At 33.8% G+C, this 23,428-nt stretch carries 27 protein-coding genes and 1 riboswitch; of the genes, 18 read left to right on the top strand and 9 right to left on the bottom strand.

Annotation, left to right across the window (positions count from 1 at the left end):
• Positions 1–149 precede the first annotated feature (149 nt).
• Positions 150–641 (top strand): DUF2716 domain-containing protein, encoded by a 492-nt coding sequence (locus MKY70_RS16260; RefSeq protein WP_061675355.1) that lies wholly within the window; start codon positions 150–152, stop codon positions 639–641.
• 97 nt (positions 642–738) lie between these two features.
• Here the strand turns inward: MKY70_RS16260 and MKY70_RS16255 are convergent, their stop codons facing one another.
• The 3 genes from MKY70_RS16255 to MKY70_RS16245 form a co-directional block, all read right to left on the bottom strand.
• Positions 739–1,509 (bottom strand): DNA alkylation repair protein, encoded by a 771-nt coding sequence (locus MKY70_RS16255; protein WP_341025187.1) that lies wholly within the window; start codon positions 1,507–1,509, stop codon positions 739–741.
• A gap of 33 nt (positions 1,510–1,542) precedes the next feature.
• The gene (locus MKY70_RS16250; RefSeq protein ID WP_016091687.1) at positions 1,543–1,848 is read right to left on the bottom strand and encodes an iron-sulfur cluster biosynthesis family protein; all 306 of its coding nucleotides are present in this window, start codon (positions 1,846–1,848) and stop codon (positions 1,543–1,545) included.
• Between the two features lie 119 nt (positions 1,849–1,967).
• Positions 1,968–3,434: an amino acid permease gene (locus MKY70_RS16245; protein ID WP_016091686.1), complete on the bottom strand. Its 1,467-nt coding sequence runs from the start codon at positions 3,432–3,434 to the stop codon at positions 1,968–1,970.
• Positions 3,435–3,546: 112 nt separating this feature from the next.
• Positions 3,547–3,739: riboswitch (Lysine riboswitch) on the bottom strand.
• 385 nt (positions 3,740–4,124) lie between these two features.
• On the opposite strand from MKY70_RS16245, the gene MKY70_RS16240 reads away from it, so the two are divergent.
• Complete coding sequence (locus MKY70_RS16240) at positions 4,125–4,574, top strand: GNAT family N-acetyltransferase (protein ID WP_341025184.1); 450 nt, start codon at positions 4,125–4,127, stop codon at positions 4,572–4,574.
• 40 nt (positions 4,575–4,614) lie between these two features.
• Here the strand turns inward: MKY70_RS16240 and MKY70_RS16235 are convergent, their stop codons facing one another.
• Complete coding sequence (locus MKY70_RS16235; protein WP_341025181.1) at positions 4,615–5,517, bottom strand: sulfite exporter TauE/SafE family protein; 903 nt, start codon at positions 5,515–5,517, stop codon at positions 4,615–4,617.
• Positions 5,518–5,724: 207 nt separating this feature from the next.
• On the opposite strand from MKY70_RS16235, the gene MKY70_RS16230 reads away from it, so the two are divergent.
• The 10 genes from MKY70_RS16230 (at position 5,725) to MKY70_RS16185 (ending at position 13,927) form a co-directional block, all read left to right on the top strand.
• On the top strand, positions 5,725–6,522 hold the full coding sequence (locus MKY70_RS16230) for a VOC family protein (RefSeq protein ID WP_341025179.1): 798 nt from the start codon (positions 5,725–5,727) through the stop codon (positions 6,520–6,522).
• Positions 6,523–6,536: 14 nt separating this feature from the next.
• On the top strand, positions 6,537–7,475 hold the full coding sequence (locus MKY70_RS16225) for an aminoglycoside phosphotransferase family protein (RefSeq protein ID WP_341074533.1): 939 nt from the start codon (positions 6,537–6,539) through the stop codon (positions 7,473–7,475).
• Between the two features lie 13 nt (positions 7,476–7,488).
• Positions 7,489–8,232 carry a metallophosphoesterase family protein gene (locus tag MKY70_RS16220; RefSeq protein ID WP_341025174.1) on the top strand — a complete coding sequence of 248 codons (744 nt, stop codon included), beginning with the start codon at positions 7,489–7,491 and terminating at the stop codon, positions 8,230–8,232.
• A 144-nt stretch (positions 8,233–8,376) separates the two neighbouring features.
• Positions 8,377–9,039 carry an AAA family ATPase gene (locus MKY70_RS16215; protein WP_341025173.1) on the top strand — a complete coding sequence of 221 codons (663 nt, stop codon included), beginning with the start codon at positions 8,377–8,379 and terminating at the stop codon, positions 9,037–9,039.
• 49 nt (positions 9,040–9,088) lie between these two features.
• Entirely contained in the window at positions 9,089–9,631 is a 543-nt protein-coding gene (locus MKY70_RS16210) for a GrpB family protein (RefSeq protein ID WP_107886673.1), read from the top strand.
• 275 nt (positions 9,632–9,906) lie between these two features.
• The gene (locus tag MKY70_RS16205; protein ID WP_088031505.1) at positions 9,907–10,731 is read left to right on the top strand and encodes a DUF2785 domain-containing protein; all 825 of its coding nucleotides are present in this window, start codon (positions 9,907–9,909) and stop codon (positions 10,729–10,731) included.
• Positions 10,732–10,864: 133 nt separating this feature from the next.
• Positions 10,865–11,851, top strand: a complete 987-nt coding sequence (locus MKY70_RS16200) for an alpha/beta fold hydrolase (protein ID WP_341025172.1) — start codon at positions 10,865–10,867, stop codon at positions 11,849–11,851.
• A 34-nt stretch (positions 11,852–11,885) separates the two neighbouring features.
• Positions 11,886–12,557, top strand: coding sequence for a response regulator transcription factor (locus MKY70_RS16195; RefSeq protein ID WP_088031503.1), 672 nt, complete (start codon positions 11,886–11,888; stop codon positions 12,555–12,557).
• Entirely contained in the window at positions 12,554–13,549 is a 996-nt protein-coding gene (locus tag MKY70_RS16190) for a sensor histidine kinase (protein ID WP_088031502.1), read from the top strand. The genes MKY70_RS16195 and MKY70_RS16190 overlap by 4 nt, the downstream gene beginning before the upstream one ends.
• A gap of 63 nt (positions 13,550–13,612) precedes the next feature.
• On the top strand, positions 13,613–13,927 hold the full coding sequence (locus tag MKY70_RS16185) for a DUF3892 domain-containing protein (RefSeq protein WP_016101130.1): 315 nt from the start codon (positions 13,613–13,615) through the stop codon (positions 13,925–13,927).
• An 86-nt stretch (positions 13,928–14,013) separates the two neighbouring features.
• Here the strand turns inward: MKY70_RS16185 and MKY70_RS16180 are convergent, their stop codons facing one another.
• Positions 14,014–14,454, bottom strand: a complete 441-nt coding sequence (locus tag MKY70_RS16180) for a YaiI/YqxD family protein (protein ID WP_016101131.1) — start codon at positions 14,452–14,454, stop codon at positions 14,014–14,016.
• Between the two features lie 80 nt (positions 14,455–14,534).
• On the bottom strand, positions 14,535–15,977 hold the full coding sequence (gene pdxR / locus MKY70_RS16175) for a MocR-like pyridoxine biosynthesis transcription factor PdxR (protein ID WP_088031501.1): 1,443 nt from the start codon (positions 15,975–15,977) through the stop codon (positions 14,535–14,537).
• Between the two features lie 124 nt (positions 15,978–16,101).
• On the opposite strand from pdxR, the gene MKY70_RS16170 reads away from it, so the two are divergent.
• Positions 16,102–17,013, top strand: a complete 912-nt coding sequence (locus MKY70_RS16170; RefSeq protein WP_088031500.1) for a DMT family transporter — start codon at positions 16,102–16,104, stop codon at positions 17,011–17,013.
• Positions 17,014–17,046: 33 nt separating this feature from the next.
• On the opposite strand, the gene MKY70_RS16165 is transcribed toward MKY70_RS16170, so the two are convergent.
• Positions 17,047–17,496 carry an NUDIX hydrolase gene (locus tag MKY70_RS16165; protein ID WP_088031499.1) on the bottom strand — a complete coding sequence of 150 codons (450 nt, stop codon included), beginning with the start codon at positions 17,494–17,496 and terminating at the stop codon, positions 17,047–17,049.
• 96 nt (positions 17,497–17,592) lie between these two features.
• Between MKY70_RS16165 and MKY70_RS16160 the strand changes: the two genes are divergently transcribed.
• From MKY70_RS16160 to MKY70_RS16140, 5 genes are all read left to right on the top strand, one after another.
• Complete coding sequence (locus MKY70_RS16160; RefSeq protein ID WP_256485816.1) at positions 17,593–17,994, top strand: DUF3980 domain-containing protein; 402 nt, start codon at positions 17,593–17,595, stop codon at positions 17,992–17,994.
• A gap of 17 nt (positions 17,995–18,011) precedes the next feature.
• Positions 18,012–18,482 carry a GNAT family N-acetyltransferase gene (locus tag MKY70_RS16155; RefSeq protein ID WP_002066078.1) on the top strand — a complete coding sequence of 157 codons (471 nt, stop codon included), beginning with the start codon at positions 18,012–18,014 and terminating at the stop codon, positions 18,480–18,482.
• A gap of 47 nt (positions 18,483–18,529) precedes the next feature.
• Positions 18,530–19,420, top strand: a complete 891-nt coding sequence (locus MKY70_RS16150) for an AraC family transcriptional regulator (protein ID WP_341025169.1) — start codon at positions 18,530–18,532, stop codon at positions 19,418–19,420.
• Positions 19,421–19,443: 23 nt separating this feature from the next.
• Complete coding sequence (locus MKY70_RS16145; protein WP_341025168.1) at positions 19,444–20,367, top strand: serine hydrolase domain-containing protein; 924 nt, start codon at positions 19,444–19,446, stop codon at positions 20,365–20,367.
• A gap of 223 nt (positions 20,368–20,590) precedes the next feature.
• On the top strand, positions 20,591–21,724 hold the full coding sequence (locus MKY70_RS16140) for a hypothetical protein (RefSeq protein ID WP_088031494.1): 1,134 nt from the start codon (positions 20,591–20,593) through the stop codon (positions 21,722–21,724).
• A gap of 205 nt (positions 21,725–21,929) precedes the next feature.
• On the opposite strand, the gene MKY70_RS16135 is transcribed toward MKY70_RS16140, so the two are convergent.
• Positions 21,930–22,685 (bottom strand): CPBP family intramembrane glutamic endopeptidase, encoded by a 756-nt coding sequence (locus tag MKY70_RS16135; protein ID WP_088031493.1) that lies wholly within the window; start codon positions 22,683–22,685, stop codon positions 21,930–21,932.
• Positions 22,686–22,790: 105 nt separating this feature from the next.
• Entirely contained in the window at positions 22,791–23,357 is a 567-nt protein-coding gene (locus MKY70_RS16130) for a TetR/AcrR family transcriptional regulator (protein ID WP_088031492.1), read from the bottom strand.
• Positions 23,358–23,428: the final 71 nt, after the last annotated feature.

The raw sequence follows: 23,428 nt of genomic DNA, 5'->3' as shown, positions 1-23,428 counted from the left end.
AATGGAGGACCTCTTGTAAAGATGAAGAGGTTTTACGTTTCGTGTTCGAATAGATTCATACAAATTCGCTCCTTGCGATAATGATTATTTATATATTCGGGATAATCGAGTGAAAATCCTTTGAACTATAAAGGGAAGGTAGATATTTAATGAAGAATTGGATTGAGTTTACAGACGAAGAGTACGACCGAATATGGGATAGGGTATATAGTGATTTTGAGTTTTCACCAAGTATATCTATATTCCCATCATTTAAGGTGCCAAGTCCTTTTATAACATATGATATTTCTCATTACTTTGGAGAATCGGTAGATTTAAATGTATATGACGATCTGGAAGAAAAAGCATTACTAGTTTTTAAAGAGAATACAGTATCGAATGAATATATAATGGCACTTGATTGGCAACATGAATGTTACTGGGTAAATCCACATTTAAAGTTTGATAGAAATGAATTTGATGAGTGGACAATCCCGATTTTTCCAAATGGAGATTATTATTTCTTTATTCAGAAGGACTTTAAGTGGGGGTATTTAGGCCATCCTTGGGAGAAGAGTATAACGATATTTGGAAAAGAATTAATAGATGCTTTTGATCAACATAAACCGGAAATGTTTCATAAGATTTTAAGGCAGGGTTAATGTTTAAAAGAGAAAAAACGTTTATACTTCCAAATGAAGTATAAACGTTTTTATTATTAGCTGTTTTCATATAGATTGTTGCTTTCTTTACAAATACTTAAAAACAAAAATCTTTTGGTAAAGTGCCATTTTTTATCACCGTTCTTAATCCATGTTTCATAATCCAAGGATTAACAGGATGGTTTTTATCGAGTAATTCTCGCAACCATCGAAAAACGAGTTCGTTATCTTCTTTAGTAATATCATTAATGTGATTGGCTACAGATTTTTGAACATACTTAGAAGGGTCATTCATTAATGGCTCAAGAAGCTTTAAATTATTTTTGAAGTCACCTTTCAGAGCTCCTATTTTTTTTGCCCAAGGAAGCCCTGGTCTAGTACCTTCTGAAACTAATCTCCTGATGTGGCTGTTTTCATCACGTAACCATTGCTGCAATATGTCCAAGGTTTCTTCATGGTATTTTTCAAGATAAGGACGAATAGCATATTCAGAAGTATTTCTTTTTGTTATTTCATACATTGCGTTGAATGAGGAGTCAAAATCGTTAAGCCCATATTTTTCAACGTATTTTGCGATAGGCATATACATATAACCCTTTGTAAATGTGCCGACTTCTGTTGTATTTTCTGGTCCTAATGTTTTCAGTAGTATATGTATTGCTTCATTAAAATCTTTTTGTAATGCATTGTGTAATTCATCTGCTATTACTTCTATACGTTGCTTTAACTCTAAATTTTCAACTTTACATGTTACGGTAGATACAAAGTTTCTTTTAGAGAAATTAGGATCGTGTTTACAAATAGAATCAGCCATTTTTTCTGCTAATTCTTTGTTAAATAAAAATTTTAACGGAACATATTTGCCCATTTTTTCACCCCATTGGTCGGATAAAAACAATGTTTATTTTTTAATCGACAATCCATACACCAACGTCTCACTAGGAGTCGTAATACTAAAACCTGTCGTCTTATAATCAAGTTTCACCGTATCACCAGTGTAATCTGTCGTGAATGAATCCATTTGTACGATAAGCTCCGCATCTTCATATACAACATCATCCGCATTATATGTATCCCAAATTAAATCGACATCAACGAAAATACTGCAAGAGTTTGTCATAGTTCCTCTAATGCGAATGATCTTTTTGTCTTCACGTTCTAGTCTATGTATAGCTGCTTTTGCTTCATCAGTAATACGAATGTTCATGTAATCCCAACCTTTATTTATATTTCCTCTATTATTGCAAAAACAGGAGAAATAGGGAAGGGAGAAGCATTGCATTAAAAAAACGAGCAAACAAATTTGTTTGCTCGTTTTGCTATACTCTATTTCAGTTCACATTTATCAAGTGGAATGACTTTCGTTTTCTTAGTAAATTTATAGCCTAACCATAGTACTAAGAAGAGTGGTAAACCGATGTAAGAAACGAGTACACCGTTCCAGTCGATAGATGCTCCTGTAAATGCTCCGTAGTTTTGACCTAAAATAACGATAACACAAAGTGTAAATGCAAAGATTGGACCGAACGGGAACCATTTCGCTTGATATGGTAAATCTTTCAAATCTTTCCCTTGTGCAATATAAGCTTTACGGAAACGGTAATGACTAATAGCAATCCCGACCCAAGCAATAAATCCTGACATCCCAGAAGCATTTAATAACCAAATGTATACAACACCGTCACCGAATAAAGAAGCGATGAAAGCGACGCTACCAACTACTGATGTTGCGATTAATGCGTTAACAGGTACACCACGGCTATCTAATTTTCCTAAGAACTTAGGTGCTTTTCCTTGGCGAGCTAAATCCCAAAGCATACGAGTTGATGCGTACATTCCAGAGTTACCAGCGGAAAGTACTGCAGTTAAAATAACAGCGTTCATAACAGAAGCAGCGAAGGCAACACCCGCTTTTTCAAATACAAGTGTAAATGGACTTACTGTAACATCACTTGCTGCAAGGCTTTCAGTCGTATAAGGAATTAATAAACCGATAACGAGAATTGCTAAAATGTAGAATAATATAATACGCCAAAAGATAGAACGAATTGCTTTTGGAATATTGCGTTCTGGATCAGCAGTTTCACCAGCAGCTACTCCTAATAATTCAGTTCCTTGGAATGAGAAACCAGCAGCCATAAATACACCGATAATTGCCATGATGCCGCCATTAAATGGTGCATCTGCAACAGTGAAGTTTTTAAAGCCGACAGATTCGCCGCCCATAATTCCAAAAATCATCATAAAACCGACAATTAAAAAGATAATAATAGTAACTACTTTAATAAGTGCGAACCAATATTCAGATTCACCAAAACCTTTAACAGATAAATAGTTTAAGAGAAAAATAATAGCTAAACAAAGTCCACTCCAAATAAGAGAAGGGGTATCTGGGAACCAAAATTTCATAATTAATGTTACGGCCGCTAGTTCAGCTGCAATCGTAATTGCCCAGTTATACCAATAGTTCCATCCAAGTGCAAAACCAAGTGATGGATCAACAAATTTTGTTGCATAAGTACTAAAAGATCCAGTAACAGGCATGTAAGCCGCGAGTTCTGCTAAGCTTGTCATTAAAAAATAAACCATAATTCCAATTGCGGCATATGCGACTAATGCACCGCCAGGACCAGCTGAATGGATAACACCACCACTGGCAAGAAATAATCCGGTACCGATTGTACCACCGAGAGAAATCATCGTAAGGTGACGAGATTTTAATCCGCGTTTTAATTCACCTTGTCCTTGTGTAGTTTGCGTTTTAGAGGTAGATTGATTTGTTGCGCTATTCATGTTCAACACTCCTTTTCTTGTAGGTTAGGAAGGAGCGGGGGAGAAAAATACAAAAAACCGCCAAAGGAATTAGGCGGAACGTTTCACAAATAACCACCCCATCATACCCTTCCGTTAAGATAGCACACCACGTTTACACGGTAATTTTGTAAACGTGACAGTTCTGTTCCTTTCGGAGACAGCCCCAGCTCATATTTCCAGAGAAGAAATATAAACTTCGGCAACTTTTCCTTTCAAACGGAGTCAGTGACATTCGCTGTGTCTCGTCCATTTTACTTTTAAAAGTCGCAACCTCTACCTCATCGGATTGATGAGGATTTATAAATTGCTATGATTTTTAATATATGGCAATTGTAATGATTTTCTGAATATATTGCAAGGGATTTTGTTAGGAAAAGTCAAAAAATATCGGTTATTGTATAGGAAACGCTTGCAAAACTCCACCCGAACCTACTTTTATGTAACAATAAGCAAAGAAAAAATTGTTATACAAATGTTTCGCAAAAAATATTGAAAAACCCTTTAAAATTAAAAGAAAATTCAGAAAATATAATTCGACATAACTATTAAAAGGGGATTATTCCTTAAATTCGTTTCAAAGAAATAAGTATAAATCCGATAAATAGAATGAATATTCTTTTTATTTCCGATAAAATTGAGGTATTGTTTAATTGAAAAGGGGATATCATTATGAAATTAGAAACGGAAAGATTATATATAGTACCGTGTACAGAAGAATGGATTCAAATTGCGAATAATCAAGGATACAATAGTGGCCCACATATTGTAGGGCATATAGAAAATGTGAAACGAGATGCGGCTTCATTACCGTGGGGACCGTGGTATGTTATTCGGAAAGAGGATGATGTGGTTCTAGGTGATATAGGATTTAAAGGGAAACCGAATGAGCAACATACAGTAGAAAATGGTTATGGATTTATTGAGAAATATTGGAATAAAGGGTATGCAACAGAAGCAGTTAGTGAATTAATGAAATGGGCTTTTCAAACAGGGGAAGTGAAAACGATTATAGCGGAGACACTCCTTGATAATTATAGCTCCATTCGTGTATTAGAGAAATTACATATGAAAAGAGTAAATAGTACTGAAACGATGGTCAATTGGAAAATAGAAAAATAAAAAATACCGCTCGAAGTAAATCGGGCGGTATTATTATTAATTATGGTAACATTTGTTTTTGATCTTTCGGATAGCCGGCTGTCGATACGTTAGAACGATTGGAATGATTACGAACAGCAATAAAAATAGATATAATAACGACAAGACCAACTGCAACGTAAGAAAGTGTAATAATAGTTGGATCTACTTTAAATGTAGTAAGCAGTGTACGTATATTCGTAAAGATAATAAGTCCGCCAACGAGTACGCCAAGTAAATGAGAAGGAACGATGCGTACTAACCATGCGGCGATTGGTGCGGCAACAATACCACCAAGCATGAGGGCAAATACCCAAACCCAGCTTATTTGTTCCCAGCCAAGTGAGATGAAAAAGCCGATTGTTGCAGCGAGTGAAACAGGAAATTCGCTCGTATCTACAGATCCAATAACTTTTCTAGCATCATTTCCTTTTGCAAGAAGAACAGGTGTCGTAATAGGTCCCCAGCCACCACCGCCAGTTGAATCAACGAATCCTGCGAACAGACCGAGTGGTACAAGTTGTTTTGCAGACATACGTTTATTTGAAGCAACAATTTGTTTTTGAATGATGAATCGTAATAAAATATAAACCCCTAAAGTAAATAAAAATATGGAAATGTACGGTTTAATTAAATCACCAGGTAAATTGCTTAAAAAACATGCCCCAATAAATGCGCCAATTGCTCCTGGTAATGTAAGTCTGGAAACTGTATATTTATCAACGTTTCCAAATTTGATATGAGATGCACCAGAAGCGGCGGTTGTAACGACTTCAGCTAAATGAACTGATGCGGAAGCTACAGCTGGTGCGATACCAAACATTAATAATAGTGAGGTAGACGTTACCCCGTACGCCATACCAAGTGCGCCATCAATCAATTGAGCGAAAAATCCAATAATAGCAAAGACAATTAATTTCTGCATAAATAATCCCCCTGTAATAATAAATGAAAAAGACACTTTTCCCGTATGAGAAAAGTGCCTTTGGTTTTTCCAATCAGCAATAATTAAATTTGTTTTATTATAATACACATTAATCGTATAAATCAACTGGGTTTTAAAGTTTTTTGAATTGAACGAAAGAAAAATAAAATATACAATAAAAGGATGGAGAGAAAGGGGAGAAAGACTATGTTAGCATTTGATCATCTCGTTCACGCAGTGCATTGTACACCGGAGGAAGCGGCAAAACAAATGCAGGAGCATGGATTTCATACTGCATTAGGCGGTGAGCATACGACTTGGGGTACTTGGAATAGTTTATGTTATTTTGATTTATCATATATAGAATTTTTAGCAGTTCAGCATGAAGAAAAAGCGAAAGAAGCAGAAAATCCATTAGTACAAGAAACAGTGGTGAAATTAAAAAATGGAGAAGGGATGCTACAAATCGCAATTCGAACAGATGCAATTGAAGAACTAGCAGTTAAATTTAGTAAGCACGGCTTACATACGATAGGACCATTTGAAGGGAAACGGATGAGAAAAGATGACCGGCTTTTAGAATGGAAAATGTTATTTGTAAAGCAAGAAGAGAATGGACCGAAATTACCATTCTTTATACAGTGGAATGAAACGGATGAAGAAAGAAGAAACGATTTACGTAAAATAGGGACGATCACTGAACATAAAAATAAAGTACAAGAAATTGAAACGATTCATTATACGGTGAAAAATGTTCGAGAAACAGTGCGGAAATGGAAAGAAGTAATGGAGCTAACTGCAAATTCAATCATAAAAAATGAAAAATGGAATGCTGAGTGTCAAAGTGTATCGTTTGGTGATGTTCATGTGCAGTTTTGTGAACCAGTTGGAGAAGGGCTAGTACTAGAACGTTTGAAGCATCATGGCGAATATCCATTTGCAGTGGAGTTTAAAGGGGAAAATAAACGAGAGTATGAAGTGTTAGGTAGTTTGTTCGTATATTGATAGAGGTGAGTTTTGTGGAAGAAATGTTAAGAGAGATAGAAAGAAAACTAGAGTGGTCACGTATTGTAAAATGTACAGCAATTACAAAAGGTTTTTCACACGAAGAGAAGTATAAAATTGACCTAGAGAATCGAGAAACTTATTTTGTAAAAGTGTGTGATTCTGCTAATTATGAACGAAAACAAGAAGAATATATGTATATGAAACAATTGGAGTTATTACATATTCCAACGCCGAAGTTAATTCATTTCATAAAACTTGAGGGATTAAATAAATGTGTTCAAGTATTTGAATGGACCCAAGGTGTAAATGGTCAAGAGAGCTTAAGCAAGCTATCGGTGGAAGAACAGTATAATGCAGGAAGAAAAGCAGGGGAAATATTAAAGAGAATTCACTCGATAGAAAGAGAAAGTGCAAGTAATAAATGGGAAATATTTAGGTGGAATAAGTATGAAAGGTACATAGAGGCATTAGCAGATTATGAGGTGAATTTTCTGGATTTGAAGCCAGTATTAACCTTTGTAGAAAATCATAAAGACTTATTGAAAAATCGGCCTATCACATTTTTACACGATGATTACCACCCAGCAAATAGTATGATTCATAATAATGAATTTATCGTTATCGATTTTAGTGGATATGATTTTGGCGATCCAATACACGATTTTTATAACGTAGCGATTTTTACTACAAGAATAAGCAAACCATTTGCGGTTGGACAAGTTCACGGTTATTGCGGAAGCGATCCGTCACTCTACTTTTGGAAACTGTATTCATTATATGCAGGGATGACATTCCCAGCGGATATCGTATGGACAAACCGAAGCACGCCACACTTAGTAGAGGATATGAAAGAAAGATTGAACCGAATTATAGAAGATCATAATCATTTTTCATCTTATATTCCAAAATGGTATCAATCACAACATGAGGATATAATAAACAATAAATAACGGAGGGATTCATTTGGATAAAATTGCGGTAATTTCAGATATACATGGTAATATTCCGGCATTAGAATCTGTACTGAAAGATATTAAATTAAGAGGAATTGAACGTATTATTTGTCTTGGAGATTTAGTAGGAAAAGGTCCGCATTCTAGCGAAGTAATTGAAATCGTTCGTAAAGAATGTGAAGGAACCGTAATGGGAAACTGGGATGATTTCATTACAAAACCGACTGAATTTGAAGCGTTAAAATGGCATCAAAAACAATTGTCAGAAGAACAAAATGAGTATTTAAGAAGCTTACCATTTTCAATCGAGTTTTATATGAGTGGGAAACTGATTCGTATGTTCCACGCTTCACCAAGAAGTTTATATGAAAGAATTCAACCACATGCAACAAGAGAAGAGCGTATTAGTATGTTCGAAAATAGTGAGCTCACAGAGAATATAGAAGGGGAAAGAAAACCAGATGTCGTTTGTTACGGTGACGTTCATCAGGCGTATGTGCAAAATTTTAGAGGGAAAACGCTATGTAATGCTGGTAGTGTAGGTAATCCACTTGAAATTACACAAGCTTCCTATTTAATTTTTGAAGGAACATACAATGAAAAAGAAGCAGCAAGCTTTTCCATTCAACTCGTACGTGTACCATATGATATTGAACTAGCCATCCGACTAGCTGAGGAGCTGGATATGCCAGAAATTGAAGAATACAATCAAGAATTACGGACTGCTTTATATCGAGGTTTTAAGGGGAAATAAGGAAAATATAAATCAATAAAAATATATCTATCATAACTTAAAATATATCAACGATTTTTTTCAATATATCGATTTACCAACAAATAGCGATAAAATTAATTTACTGCAATTATATTATGTAAACAATATACAGGAGGGAATGTCATGCTCCGAAAACAATACATGAAAGAAATTGCTGATCATATTTTAACGTTAAAATTAACCCATCCAATAAGAGTTGGAGTAAATGGTATAACAGCTTCAGGAAAGACAACATTTGCAAACGAACTGGCAGAGGAAATGAAAAATCGGGGAGTGCAAGTAATACGCACCAGCATTGACGATTTTCATAACCCGAGAGTGATTCGTTATGCACAAGGAAAAGAGTCCGCAAGAGGGTATTACGAAGACGCACACGATTATACAGCTTTCAAAGAAAGGCTATTAAAACCTTTAGGACCTAACGGGAATTTACAGTATGAAACGATTTCTCATAACTTAATAACAGACATGCCTGTACATAATACGCCGCTAGTGACCTCGCCAACTATGGTGCTAATAGTAGATGGAACATTTTTATTGAAAAAAGAAATTGAGTATCTATTTGACTATAAAATTTTCGTAGATACAGATTTTGAGATTGCGAGAAACCGTGGTGCAGAGCGCGAGACTGAGGCTTTTGGAAGTTATCAAGAAGCAGAGAAAATGTTTATAAACAGATATCATGCAGCTTGTAAGATGTATATAGATGAGCATAATCCGAAAGAATGTGCAAATGTTATATTTCAGAATAGTAATTTTGATGATCCGGTAGTTGTATTTAAATGAATTTAAAATCGTTTATATAGCAAAAAGTTCGTGAAAGGGGATGCGTGGGGTGGATAAAAAAGATAATCCGAACGATTGGCCTGTATGGGCGAATGAGTCAGTAGAGATAGTTAATGCAAATCCTGATTGGCAAGATAAAGGACGATGTGAAGAACAGCAACTTTATGAACTGCTTACTCCTCTCGGTATTAGCAAAGTAATACATATAGGAAGTACATCCATACCTGGTTTACCTGCAAAACCTATCATTGATCTAATGGCTGAAACAGACTCATTTGATAGAGTGCTCGATATTTCAGCAAAATTGGCTATATATGATTGGCATTATGTAGGCCCGGAATTAGATGAAAGACCTTGGAGAAGGTTCTTTGTGAAAGTGAAGAATAATAGGCGTGTAGCTCATCTGCATTTGATGGTTAAAGGAACTGAACGATGGGAGCAACAACTTTTATTTCGTAACCGCTTACGAGAAAATCCACAATTAGTTTACGATTATTCAAATCTAAAGCAAGAGTTAGCTAAAAGGTTTAACCAAGATAGAGAAGCATACACAAAAGCTAAAACAGAGTTTATTAAACAAGTTCTAAAATGATTTAATTTTTGATTGTAAATACGTTTGAATACAAATGAAAAAAATACTTTATTTTATAAATTAAACTTACATGAAATGCATGTGAACAAAGTGAGAAGCTTTGGTGTTCCAATGTATTTCCTTTTATTTCTCGGGAGAAATTTATATAATTGAATCAAGTTCATAGAAAGATAGGGACTAAAACTATATTAAAAGTCGACTTAATTTTATGAGGGAAATTACAGGGGATAAGGCGAAAATAAGTTAAAAAACGTAAAAAGGGGATAGGGAATATAATGACAGAAGTACTAGAACTAAAAGAAGAATTACAACAAATTCAAAATAATAATTATGCTGTGCCAGAAGATGTAGATGCATATCCATATGCACAGTGGATGCTAGATTATATCGGATCACCTGATGCTGAATTACGTGATGATTTGATTTATAGTACGCTTCACAAATGGATTACAAATGATGTATTTAGACAAAAAGAATTACGAGGATTAATGTTACAAGCGATTAGTCCTGATTATTTATTTTATAAAATTGGTGAAAAGGGCACAGATTCTGTATTTAAACGTGCGTTCTCCGTATTAATTCCGCCGCTTATTTTATCTGTTCATGAAAGAGAACCACTGTTATCTGAAGAACAACTGTATAGTGTGGCAGAACAAGTTCTGGAATATGTCTATTTAGAAGAAGATGTAAGAGGTTACGTAGAAGGAAAAGGCTGGGCACATTCTACTGCACATGCGGCAGATGCACTAGATGCTTTAGCACGTACAATACAAAATCGTGAGTTTTCATATGCAATACTAGCTGCTGTTCGTCAGAAGGTTCGATTGAATGACTACGTATACATACACTTTGAGGATGAGAGATTAGTAACGCCAATTATGTCGTTGCGTAACCAAAATATTTTAACTGAAGAAGAGTGGAGCAATTGGCTACATAGTATAGCAATTGTTGAAGATATCCCACATCCTCAACATGCTATTTTAGTACAAAATATTAGAGCTTTCTTAAGAAGTTTATATTTCAGAGCTTTAGAGAAAGAGGGCGCTACTGCCTTTACAGATGATATATTGGAGACTTTGAAGGATTTGCGTAGGTATTAAAAAAGGCCTTTGAATTGGAAATTTTAAAAGAAATCCATACTTAGAAACAAAGAGAAAATATTAATTTTGAAAAATTTATTAGAAATTTATTTTTACATTGTACCCTTTCAATATAGGTTGAAAGGGGTGTCAAATGAAAAAATTATTGAAGATAGTAAAGATTATATTTTTTGTGTGTAGTAGCATTATTTTTCTTGGAACAGGCGCTGTATTTATATATCATAACTATCAATTAAGAATGGAATCGAAATTAATGAACAATGAAGGGGAACTTGTTAATTTCAATAATAAAAAAATGAATGTTTATAATGAGGGGAGCGGGAAGGATACGTTTGTATTTATGGCCGGATCTGGAATTGCCGCTCCTGTTTATGAATTGAAAGGATTATATAGTGAATTTTCGAAAGAAAACAAGATTTCTGTAATTGAGAGGGCTGGTTATGGATACAGTGATGTTTTTCATGATGATAGAGATATTGATACGATATTAGAACAAACGAGAGAAGCGCTTATTAGAAGTGGGAATAAACCTCCCTATATTTTAGTGCCACATTCTCTATCGGGTATAGAGGCTATTTATTGGGCACAAAAATACCCAAGTGAAGTAAAAGGGATTATTGGGTTAGATATTGGTTTACCTAATCAGTACGTAACTCATAAAATAGACGAGGTTGATTCATTAATAATAAAAGGGATGAATATTTTAACGGAAATTGGTTTTCAGCGATTAGCTCCTTCTATTACTTATAATCCCGAAGTAATTCAGCAATCCTTTTTAACCGAACAGGAAAAAACTATTTATAAAGCGCTCTCATATAAACAAGCTTTTAATGATGATATGAAGCAAGAACTTTTACAAAGTTACAATAACAGTAACAAATCTAATTCCTTATCATTCCCAAAAGAAACACCAATTTTATTTATAGATGCGATTGCTAGGGAAAATAAAAACTCGAAATATACAAAGCAAAAAAACAGAGATTATGAGGAGTTTGCTAGCAAGTTATTGATAGCTGATGTGAAAAAAATTGAAGGTACACATAGTATTTATTTACACGCTCCTGATGAAATATACAAACTTGCAATGGATTTTATTAATAATAAAGTAGTGAAGAACTAAGCTATTGTTATTTTAGTGATGGAAGGTCTACATAATGAAAGAATATAACATATTAATTGTTGAAGATGATTTGATGATAGGAAATTTATTACAAAAAATTTTGCAGCGTGAGAAGTATAAAGTGTATTGGGAGAAAGAAGGAAAGAATGTTCTAGATGTAATTCATGAAATAGATTTAGTCATAATGGATGTTATGTTACCAGGTGAAGATGGTTATCAAATTACAAAAAAAATAAAAAATCTAGGATTAAATATTCCAATCATATTTCTATCAGCTCGGAATGATATTGATAGTAAACTAAAAGGTCTTACCATTGGAGAAGAATACATGATAAAACCTTTTGATCCTCGAGAATTATTGTTAAGAATTCAGAAAATGTTAGATAATCAATATGGTACTTTCACGCAAATTAAACATTTATTTATAGATGCAGAATATAAAAGGATTTTCATTAATGGTTTGCGTGATGAAGTTGTGTTTACAGCGATTGAGCGTAAAATATTTTTCTATTTGTATGAAAATAGGGATAGAATTCTAACAAAAGAACACTTTTTTGATTACTTATGGCAACTCGAAGATAGAAATCAAAATATCATGAACGTACATATAAAGAAAATTAGGACCAAAATCGATGATAAAACAGGTAACATAATTCAGAACATATATGGAGAAGGGTATAGATTAAATACCTTTATGAAGAAATGAAATTAAAGAAGAAATATCAGTTATTACTATTCACTGCTATTATTAGCGTACCATTGTTATTATTGTCGATTAGTATCTTTGTATCAGTTATTTATAATGTTGCCTTTAAAACTAAAAACAAGAACATTCCTTTTCATGAATCCTTTGCATATCCTACTATGTTAATCATATTTTTATTATCACTATTAGTATTAGCTTTTGTATTTTCAAAATCGATTAATTCATTATTAAATAAAATTAATGTATTAAATCAAACGATTCGAGATTTAGCAAGTGATAAAAAAATCCCTAATATAATAGATGTCAAAAGCGATGATGAAATGGGGGAACTGATTAGATCAGTAAACTTGCTAATAGAAAGAACGACTTATCGAGAATTAGAACTACAACAACAGGAACAAATAAAAAAGGAACTATTAAATAAATTACGGCATGATATTAATACACCCTTAACAGCGGTTAGATTACAATTATATTATTTAGAAGGCGAATACGAAGGACAAGCACAAGTACTTGAATCAATGTATGGGCAGATACAATATATAAGTGATTTAACTAACGAATTTAATATTCAATCTACAGAGACCTTAGAAAATACTTATATTGTGAATGATGAAGTGAATATACATAATTTAATAGAAAATATGATTAAAAAATGGAGCTATTTGTATAGCATTCATAAAATTGAATTAGTATATAATCCACAAGATAAAGAGTTGATATGGAATAGTAATGAGTTATGGATTCAAAGGCTATTTGATAATATTTTTCAAAATGTCCTTAAACATTCAAAAGCTAAAAAACTCAAAATCATTATAGATGAAGATATTGTTTCCTTTAGAGATAACGGGATGGGGTTTGATATAAATAAAAAAGGAACGGGACTTGGTTTGAAAAATATTGAAGATATATCAAAGATGTTCGATATAAAATACACTTTACAATCAAATAGTGAGGGGACTATGTTTTCATTTGAAAATACTAAAGTTTAGAGCAATTTACATAAAACCAACACCTCACAACCATACTAATAAAATGTGTTGGAGGTGAAATTTATGGACAAAAAAGACTTTGAAAAAGTTTATAATGATTACTTACATCAAGGAGAAGAGCAAGCTCAATTTGAAGTAGACAATGAAGTCAATTCAGGAGCAGAACAAATTGTTGCCGTTCGTAAAAATGATGATGGGGATTTAATTGCTTTTAAGACAAGTAGCGGGAGAGAGTTAGATTATATTACTGCTCTTAGTGAAGCGAAATCAGGGAAGTTAGTTCATGTGGACGTATTTCATAAGTATGGTAGAGATATTATACGTAGTGAACCTGATGGAATAAAGGAAAATAACTTAGATAATTTACCTTCATTTTAAACAGGTAAACCTCAAGAAGAGAATGTTCATTTGGATATTCTCTTCTTTGTTTTGCGAAGTTTTCCTTGCAAATAGACGGTTCATTTTTAAAGTGCGATTATACTTTTAAAGAGCACTCTAAACTTCTCTTTATCTTCTGCTGTAAATGGTTTCGGTCCCTTTGTACGCTTACCGCTTTTTCGAACCATTGCACTTAAATACCGTGTTTGTAACAATTGTTCAATGTTTTCATTCGTATACTTATAGCCTTTATGGTGTAGAACGATACAGCCTTTTGCTAAAGCAAGCGAAGCAAGACCGTAATCTTGCGTTACGATTAAATCTTCTTTTTTTGCTAACTGCATAATCCGGTAATCCGCAGCATCCGCTCCGGAATCAACATAAATTGTTTCTACTCCTGATGGCTGTTCCGCATTAGAATAATGAGAAAAGCTAGTAACGAGGGTAACAGGAATTTCGGCATTCGTAGCTTCATAAATAATCACATCTTTTACAGGACAAGCATCTGCATCAACATAAATCTTCATTTTATCACTCCTAAAACTAGGTTCGAGTTGATGATAATGGTAGATTTTTCTTTTGTCAAACGAGAAAGCTGTATTTAAAGTTATTTTCCACAAACCAAAATAGCCTCACGCAAACGAGAAATACCTTCCTCAATTTGATCAATATTCACTTTTCCATAAGATAAACGAATATAACCATCTTTCGCGCCGAAAATACTACCCGGCATAAAGGCGATTTCTTGTTTTAAGCTTTGCATGATGAGTTGTTTTTCGTTTATCGGTTCTTTTAATTTTCCCCATATGTAAATACCGCCAGTAGGGTTTGAAAAAGAGATTTTGTCGCGAAGTTGCTCGTTTAAAGCACGGACGATGATGTCTCTTTTTTCTGCTAGTTGTTTTCGTAACGGTACGATATGAGACTGAAATGGTACAGTTTCGAAAAATTGCTGCATAAGCCACTGGGGGAATATGCTCATTCCTAATTCCATTTGGTGCCGTGCATCAGATAATCGCTCTACAACAGACTGCGGAGCGACAAGCCAGCCAACTCGTAACCCTGGCGCAATCATTTTAGATAAGGAATGTACATAAATGACAGTTCCATTTTCATCAATCGATTTTAAAGTAGGACAAGGTTGTTTCTTTTCTAGCGTAAGTAAACTGGACGGATCATCTTCCACAATCGCAATTCGTAAGTCTGCGCAAAGTGATAACAGTTTTTTTCTACGGTTTGGATGCAGCATTGTTCCCGTAGGATTTTGGAAATTTGGATTTAAAAAGATCATTTTAATACGGTGTTTTCTATATAACTCTTGCACATCATCTGGATTAATACCGTGTTCATCGACAGGTAACGGGAAAATACGAATACCTGCTGATTGGAATAGCGGTAAGGAATAACAGTGTGATGGACTTTCGAAAGCGACCGCATCACCTGGGTTTAATAAACATTGTACGATAAGGTGAAGTGCTTGCTGTGCACCAGATGTAATCATAATGGATTGTTCAGTCGCTTCAACTTTTAAATATTCCTTCATATATTTCACTACCGCTTGTCTTAGCGGGAGATAGCCTTGCGGATGATCGTAACTTAATGACTGCGTTAACGGTTGTTCTCGCAAAATTGTTTGTAGTTGATCGTGAGGATAGAGATTACAACCGAGCTCTCCATTTGCGAAATCTATAATGTTCTCATTTTGTTGTACTTCCGCCCGAATATGGCGAAGTAACGGTAAGTTTGGTAAAAACGTGCCACCTTCTACAAAATTTCTCCAGTTCGGCGTTAAAGTTGGAGAAACACCCCACATATGTGTACTTACACGTGTACCTTTACCGGTCGTACTTTCTACAATTCCCATAGCACGTAGTTCATTATAAGCAGTCGTTACCGTACTTCGGTTTACATTTAACTGCGTAGCTAATTTCCGTTCTGAAGGGAGGAAGCTACCTGGGGGAAGTTCTCCGTATGTAATACGTTTTTCAATAAAGTCAACAACTTGCTGATAAATTGGGATTTTACTGTCGTTATCTAGCTTCCATTCCATACAAACGCCTCCGCAAATCTTATATACATTAAGTATAACAAATTGGCTGGGTAAAAAAACAGCCAATTGGACGGTGTTATATCCAGCCAATTTTACTATGCTAAATAGGGAAGGGGAGATTCGGATGAAACGATGGCAAATGGAATGGCTCCTAGTATCAGTAGCATTAGTATGGGGAGCAAATTATACAATTGGAAAGTATGGAGTGGCATATATGTCATCCATTCAATTTAATAGTTTACGATTTTTAGTAGCATCTCCGGTATTATTACTTATTACATTTTTAATGGAACGCTCACTTCGCATTGAAAGAAAAGATTGGTTACGATTAGTAGCAGTCGGTATCGTTGGAACGACAATGTATCAAACGATGTTTATGCTATCTGTAAAATATACTTCAGCAACGAACGCCTCATTATTAATTGCGATGTCACCTATATTTACAGGGATATTAGCAGTATTGCACAAACAAGAACGTTTTTCGATGAAAGTACAAATTGGTTCAATAGTAGCGTTTATTGGTGCAGCATTCGTTTTATTAACAGGGCATACGGGAGGAGCTACATACGAGTATGCGTGGCTCGGAAATGTAATTGGATTAGTCGCAGCAATTGCGTGGGGATGGTATCCAATTTTAGCACAACCACTTATCACAAAATATTCCGCAATGAGAGTCACATCATGGTCTACTTTAATTGGAATTGTACCTCTCGTTATATACTGTTTATTCAACGTAAATACATTAGCGTGGCCAGTAGATATGCCAAGCTGGGGATCACTAGCATATTCAATCGTCTTTGCGACAATCTTCGGACTTGCAATGTGGTATGTCGGTATTAGTAAAATAGGTTCAACGAAAGTAATGGTTTATATGTATCTCGTACCATTGTTCGCAGTTATCTTTGCAGCTGTAACAATTGGAGAGCAAATCAATATGATGCAACTCGTTGGCGGTCTTATAATCTTCATCGGCTTATATGTTGTAAAAAAAGGCGGAATCAAAAAGCCAGCTCTCAATTTGAAAAAAGTAAGTTAGTAGTAAAAATGATCTCTTTCATATAGAAGGAGATCATTTTTTATTTCGTAATAAAAGCGCTTGTTCAACAGCCCATTTTTGATGATCATGAATTAAATGTTCTATAGCAAGCGATGGAGACATCCATTGTAAAATATGGTCTTCTTCATGAACTTCAACTTCATGTATCTTTTGTGCAATGTAAAAGAACCCATCGTTTAAATAATATGTATCCTCTTTTTCGGCATAAAAATATCGTGCTGCATTACCGATATAACGATCAATTTCAATTGCCCAACCTAATTCCTCTAGTAATTCCCGCTGCAAACATGCTTCTTTCGTTTCCGTACCTTCTATACCGCCACCAGGTAAAAAGTAATGTTCTCCTTTTTCGATGATAGCTATTTTTGAGCAAGCATTATTAAAAATAACAGCATAGCAACTTGGCCGTAATACATACTGAACAGTAGGTTCTTTATAACCAAATGTAAGTTTTGAAATCATAAAACACGACCTTTCTCTATAAAATACATAAAAGGAATATTAAGGTAAATGTAGAATTATATAAGTATAATCTTATAGGAGTGGAGTGATAACAACATGATAAATCGAAAATGTTCAAGGTGTAAAGAAATAACAGGTACAATACATGGTGGTAAAAAAATTAAGGGAGAATTTTTGTGTGAAGATTGTCTACAAAAAGGAATTGCGAGCGGGGAAATCGAATTATCACAAGTGGAAGAAGAACAAACTTCGTATCTTTCTATAAAAATATTAAAAATAATGAGTGTTATTTATTTAATAGTATCTATTATAACTGCTTTTTCTGCTGGAGCACTTATACAGGATCCAGGGCTTGGTGGAATATCATTTTCAATAACAGGTGCAGTTGGTGTTATGGTAATTGGATCGATATTCCAGTCTGTTCTTGTATTTTCAGGTATTTGGGTATTCATTCTGTTAGTCGAAACGGTTATTAAAATATATGAAAAAATGAAGTGAGTGAGAGGGAGAAATACATGCGAGTAAGAAATATTCAAGGGGAAGATTATGTAAATATTCATTCTGTATTAAATGATTGGTGGGGCGGAAGAGATATGGCTAGTATGTTGCCGAAGTTGTTTTTCGTCCATTTTCAAGAAACGAGTTTTATCATTGAAGAAGATGGAAAAACGTTAGGTTTCTTATGTGGATTTTTTTCACAAACGCATAAAGATGAAGCGTACGTTCATTTTATCGGTGTAAATCCGAAGTTTAGACGAAAAGGAATCGCATCGACGTTATATTCTTATTTCTTCGATGTCGCTCGTGCAAATAACCGTAAAGTTGTAAAAGCGATAACGTCACCAGTTAATAAAAAGTCAATTGAATTTCATCAAGAAATCGGATTTCAAATTGAAGCTGGGGATGATGAAATAGAAGGTGTATCCGTACATACAAATTATGATGGGAACGGCGGGAGTAGAGTTTTATTTTTAAAAAATGTGTAAAGTAGGCTGACGTAAAGTTAGCCTTTTTGTTGTGAGGAGGGATAAATATGGAGAGTTCTCAAAGTAGAAACGAGTATTTACGACGTGTTTATAAAGTGCAAGACTATATAGAATCACATATAAATGATTCACTTTCAATTGAAGATTTAGCTAATGTGGCAGGATTTTCAAAATTTCATTTTCATAGAATTTTTAAAGGGATGATGGATGAGCCGTTATCTCGGTATGTGAATCGTTTGAAATTAGAGAGGGCAACACACCTTCTTACTTATCGTACAGATATGACGATTACAGACATTGCGTATTACTTCGGGTTCACAGATTCAGCAGTTTTCTCCCGGACATTTAAAAGTTATTACGGAGTAAGTCCGTCTCACTATAGAAATCACAATAGCAAGAATTGCAAAGACGTTAGCGAAGGTTCTCAATACAATGTAGGTAAGAAGGTTCGAGGAGAGGTCGAAATTGTAACAGCGAAAACTGTAAACGTTGCATACATAAGACATGTAGGTACATATAAAGATTTAGCTACAGATTTTCCAAAAATGATAGAAAAACTATTTCATTACGCATCGAAGCAGAAATATCATGTATTCGAGGATACAAAGGTACTAACAATTTACCATGATCATCATGAGTTTACAGAAGACTATCATTTAAGAACAAGTCTATGTATAACAATTCCGGATGGAGTAGTAGAAGGAAATAGCGAAATGGGACTAATGACAATACCTGCAGGGAAATATGCAGTAGGTCATTTTGAAATATACCAAGATGAATATAAAGGGGCATGGGATTTCTTATACTTCGAATGGCTCCCCAATAGCGGATATAAGCCGAGAGATTCGTATCCTTTCGAAGTATATAGAAATGATCCAAGGCAGCACCCGGAAAATAAACATATAGTCGATATATATGTACCTATCGAGCCTTTTTAATTGTAGATTAAGGGGGAAGAGCAATGAAAACTGCTGAACAGTTAGATTGGACTATAAAAGAAAACTATAAAAATATAAATGGTGTATTAGTTGTACAAAAAGGTAATGTTACTTTTGAAAATTATTATAATGGTTACGGTCCAGATGATGCATGTCATGTAGCATCGGTCACAAAAACGATAATCTCTGCGTTAATTGGGATATGTATAGATAAAGGATATATCAAAAGTGTTAATCAAAAAGTAATAGAGTTTTTTCCTGAATATAATATTAAGGCATCTGAAGTAACAGTTCGGCATCTACTTACAATGATAGCTCCATATCCTTATATAGACTGGCAGGAACCGTTAGAAGAACTATGTACACAAATGGACTGGGTGAAGTATACGTTAAATAGGGCAGGAAAAGGTGGAGAAATTGGACCTTTTAAATATTCATCTGCAGGAGCTCATTTACTATCAGCAATTATTACGAGTGTAACAGGGAAAAGTGCTCGTGAGTTTGCGAACGAATATCTATTCCAGCCTATCGGCATAAGAGAAATTCCAAACTACAATATGAAAGCATTTGGATTTGATGACTTATTCGGAAAAGATGTAAAGGGATGGGTTCACGATCCAAATGGTATTTCAACTGGCGGATGGGGACTTACGTTAGCAGCTAGAGATATGGCTAAGTTTGGACAGATGTATTTGAATGAAGGTATTCATAATGGAAAGAAAATTCTTTCAAAATCGTGGGTACAAGAATCAATAGCGATGAATTCAAATCAATACGGTTACTTATGGTGGTTACGAGAAGAAGATGGGGGCTTTTCATACTGTGCCATGGGTGATGGTGGGAATATGATTTGTTGTATACCAGAGAAGGAATTGGTGGTGGCGATTGCTTCTGAAATTGTACATGAAGCGGAGGATATATGGGAATTAATTAAGCGATGCCTATAGTAAAAGAAAAAATCCTTTTTTGTTTATTTTGTATATTTGCTACTAATTCTAGCCTACTAATTTAGCTGTTAATGCAAATATAATTATATTTATATAATAAAAATATTTCATGTATAAGTATAATATGTTAATATCATAGCTGGAATGGAGAAAGGTATGTGCATTTTCCGCATGAATAAATAGGGTGTTTTGTTGTAAGAAGGGAAAAGGAAGGTATTTAGGTATGTATGGTATTTTTATGTTTTTATTAGTATTAGGAATGATAATCAGTGGGTTATTCATTGTTAGATTTCATAAGAGAATGGACTGGCAAAAAAGAATGAAAGCAATTGTAGCATGTCTCGGATGTTTTTCAGTTGCATTCATTTGTATTGTATTTGTTCCGAAAAAGGACACTTTTACGGTAAATGAATCGAAAGTAAGTGAGGAAACGACAAGTAAAGAGGATTCAAAAAAAGAAGAAGTAACTTCGTCAGATGAAGTAAAGAAAGATAAGGAGCCTATATATAAAGAGTATAGTACAGAAGAAATAAAATCTTTGTTTATTACTGGTATGAGTACTAAGGAATTTGATGATAAAAAAGAAGAGAGTAAAATAAAAGTACGAAATTATAATAACTATAATCCAGCTGGATTATACACATTTGATACTAAAGAGGGACAAATTGTAGCAGTAGTATTAAATGCAAAGGAAGTAATTAAAGTTGAAACATTAAATAATCAAGAATTATTAGGGAAGTTCATTAAAGATGAAGAAAATAGGATGAACGAAGAAAAAAGAATTGCAAATGAAGAAGCGAATAAGCAATTAAAGGAATTATATGAAAGTAAAAAGAATAAAATGGAAGGTTCTGGAGACTCAGTCACAAATAAAATGCAACTAAATTCAGGATTAGTATTCTTTGATTTTAATAATACGGGTTCAAGAAACTTTATTGTACATCTAAAAGATAGTAGTGGTAATACGATAGAATTGCTAGTAAACACTATCGGAAATTATTCAGGAAAAGTATCTACTGCTATTCCGGTAAGTGGAGAATATTATTTAGAAGTAAAATCAAGTAGCAACTGGAATGCTACTGTAACACAAGAAACACCACCTGTATCTAAAAAGGTTCCAGGTACGATTAATGGTCATGGTGATGACGTAGTTTTCATCGATGTTCCAAGTGGAAACCACATTGTTAAATTAAAACATACAGGTTCAAGGAATTTTATTATTAAAGTGAACGATCAGAATTTGTTAGTAAATAAAATTGGTACGTATGAAGGGTCATCTTCTCAAGTTTTCAAAAATTCAGGGATGTATAGTTTTGCGATAAAAGCAGATGGTGATTGGAGCATTACAATAGAGTAGTATAATGTATTTATATCTCTTTTAATAAAATGAAAAGTTAATATAAAAAGAAACCCTTTTGATTAATTTTTCAAAAGGGTTTCTTTTTTAGCTCTCGCTACATTAGGAATTAAAAATGAAAAATTAAAAGATGCGAAAGAGGGAACTTAGAAATTGTAGTGAAAAATAAAACATCCCCGTAATACCTTTTTTCTGTAATTGTTAACTATTCTTTAACTTTTCGATGTATAAGGTACATCACGCCGAGCACAATTGCTAGCAAGATAAATTTAATTAATTCTGTTAGGCTGGCATCCCACTTGTTTTGCACTACATCTGTTAAATAAAATACATTAAACATACCATGTAAAATTGCGGGTGATATTACAGAACCGCCATATTCTCTCGTGTACGTCAAAATTATAGATAATATAAATAATAAAGAAAGATAACTTAATATTCCTACAAGCCGAAACTCATAATTTTTATAAAAGATTGCTACTGGTAAATGCCATGAAGACCAAAGTGAAGCTGTAATAATAGCTGTTTGCATGAATGAATATTTTTTTCGTAAATAGTAATGAAAATTCCCTCGCCATATAATCTCTTCTAATACTGCAGATAAAGATCCAATTGTAAGACCAACGAGCAAGAGAAACCCTAATTCATCCCAATGATGATATAAGAACTTTATATCATAAATATAAAAATAAAAATGGAGACATGGTCCTAGAAGTAGTGGCAATAATATAGAGAAAATTAGTGTTTTTATTTTTGGACGTGAAAATCCAAATGTATGAATTATTTTTTGTTTCTTATATAATTTTTGATATAAAATAACAGCTAAAAGCGGAACAACCATAGTAAATCCTAAATAATTACGACCATTTTCTATGTTCAGTAAGATAATATATATAAGTGATGTGAGACAATAAATACATAATGTTGAATGATAAACTATGCTTCTATTAATATTGTTCACCTACCTAAGTATATATAAGTTGTTAATCGAATATCCGATATTTTAATTATATATGAAATGAAAATAGACGGAATGAAAAATTTCATAAAACAATTTTGTTTTAAATTAACCGTCTACTCCCATATTTAAAAATTGAACAAGTTGATCATTTAAATAACTGGTACTATAAGAAAAATCATTTTGATACCACTCAATAATGATGCCAATAATTGCATTCGCTTGGTAGGAACAATAAAGTGAATGGTTCACTCTTTCTTTAAGCAAAGCCTCTTTATCTTGAAGTAACAAATGCTTTATTTCCTCAAAAAATAAATAATAGTACATTAAAGGAACCTTTTTGGAAAAAACAATTCTATAGAAAGTTTTATATTTTTCGATATGATGAAAAATCCGAATTGTAGAAGGATCTAATTTACTAGTTTTCAATACTGATACGTAGCGATAAGGTTCTTGATAAGAACGTGTCAAATCTGCTGTAATTTCTTTAAAATACTCCTCAAATAAATCTTCCACTTGTTTATAATGCAAGTAAAATGTACCACGATTTATTTTGGCTTTTCTGCAAATTTCCGAGATAGAGATGACTTCTAAAGTTTTTTCGTTTAATAATTCTAGCAATGCGTTATGTAACGCCTCTTTTGTTTTCACAATACGCATATCTGTACGCATCATTTTTTCACCTCTTATTGAACACATTTCTTACGATGTGTTAATTATTGAACATTTATCACTTTTTTGCTCAT

The organism is Bacillus sp. FSL R9-9492, assembly GCF_038007365.1.
Taxonomy (GTDB): Bacteria; Bacillota; Bacilli; order Bacillales; family Bacillaceae_G; genus Bacillus_A; species Bacillus_A mycoides.
This window is presented reverse-complemented; position numbering and strand designations above follow the sequence as displayed.

Coding starts and splice junctions, on each gene's coding strand:
- MKY70_RS16260 (WP_061675355.1), top strand. CDS start 150: ATGAAGAATTGGATTGAGTTTACAGACGAAGAGTACGACCGAATATGG.
- MKY70_RS16240 (WP_341025184.1), top strand. CDS start 4,125: ATGAAATTAGAAACGGAAAGATTATATATAGTACCGTGTACAGAAGAA.
- MKY70_RS16200 (WP_341025172.1), top strand. CDS start 10,865: ATGAAAAAATTATTGAAGATAGTAAAGATTATATTTTTTGTGTGTAGT.
- MKY70_RS16250 (WP_016091687.1), bottom strand. CDS start 1,848: ATGAACATTCGTATTACTGATGAAGCAAAAGCAGCTATACATAGACTA.
- MKY70_RS16245 (WP_016091686.1), bottom strand. CDS start 3,434: ATGAATAGCGCAACAAATCAATCTACCTCTAAAACGCAAACTACACAA.
- MKY70_RS16155 (WP_002066078.1), top strand. CDS start 18,012: ATGCGAGTAAGAAATATTCAAGGGGAAGATTATGTAAATATTCATTCT.
- MKY70_RS16185 (WP_016101130.1), top strand. CDS start 13,613: ATGGACAAAAAAGACTTTGAAAAAGTTTATAATGATTACTTACATCAA.
- MKY70_RS16170 (WP_088031500.1), top strand. CDS start 16,102: ATGAAACGATGGCAAATGGAATGGCTCCTAGTATCAGTAGCATTAGTA.
- MKY70_RS16140 (WP_088031494.1), top strand. CDS start 20,591: ATGTATGGTATTTTTATGTTTTTATTAGTATTAGGAATGATAATCAGT.
- MKY70_RS16255 (WP_341025187.1), bottom strand. CDS start 1,509: ATGGGCAAATATGTTCCGTTAAAATTTTTATTTAACAAAGAATTAGCA.
- MKY70_RS16150 (WP_341025169.1), top strand. CDS start 18,530: ATGGAGAGTTCTCAAAGTAGAAACGAGTATTTACGACGTGTTTATAAA.
- MKY70_RS16235 (WP_341025181.1), bottom strand. CDS start 5,517: ATGCAGAAATTAATTGTCTTTGCTATTATTGGATTTTTCGCTCAATTG.
- MKY70_RS16230 (WP_341025179.1), top strand. CDS start 5,725: ATGTTAGCATTTGATCATCTCGTTCACGCAGTGCATTGTACACCGGAG.
- MKY70_RS16205 (WP_088031505.1), top strand. CDS start 9,907: ATGACAGAAGTACTAGAACTAAAAGAAGAATTACAACAAATTCAAAAT.
- MKY70_RS16195 (WP_088031503.1), top strand. CDS start 11,886: ATGAAAGAATATAACATATTAATTGTTGAAGATGATTTGATGATAGGA.
- MKY70_RS16215 (WP_341025173.1), top strand. CDS start 8,377: ATGCTCCGAAAACAATACATGAAAGAAATTGCTGATCATATTTTAACG.
- MKY70_RS16165 (WP_088031499.1), bottom strand. CDS start 17,496: ATGATTTCAAAACTTACATTTGGTTATAAAGAACCTACTGTTCAGTAT.
- MKY70_RS16160 (WP_256485816.1), top strand. CDS start 17,593: ATGATAAATCGAAAATGTTCAAGGTGTAAAGAAATAACAGGTACAATA.
- MKY70_RS16180 (WP_016101131.1), bottom strand. CDS start 14,454: ATGAAGATTTATGTTGATGCAGATGCTTGTCCTGTAAAAGATGTGATT.
- MKY70_RS16145 (WP_341025168.1), top strand. CDS start 19,444: ATGAAAACTGCTGAACAGTTAGATTGGACTATAAAAGAAAACTATAAA.
- MKY70_RS16130 (WP_088031492.1), bottom strand. CDS start 23,357: ATGATGCGTACAGATATGCGTATTGTGAAAACAAAAGAGGCGTTACAT.
- pdxR (WP_088031501.1), bottom strand. CDS start 15,977: ATGGAATGGAAGCTAGATAACGACAGTAAAATCCCAATTTATCAGCAA.
- MKY70_RS16190 (WP_088031502.1), top strand. CDS start 12,554: ATGAAATTAAAGAAGAAATATCAGTTATTACTATTCACTGCTATTATT.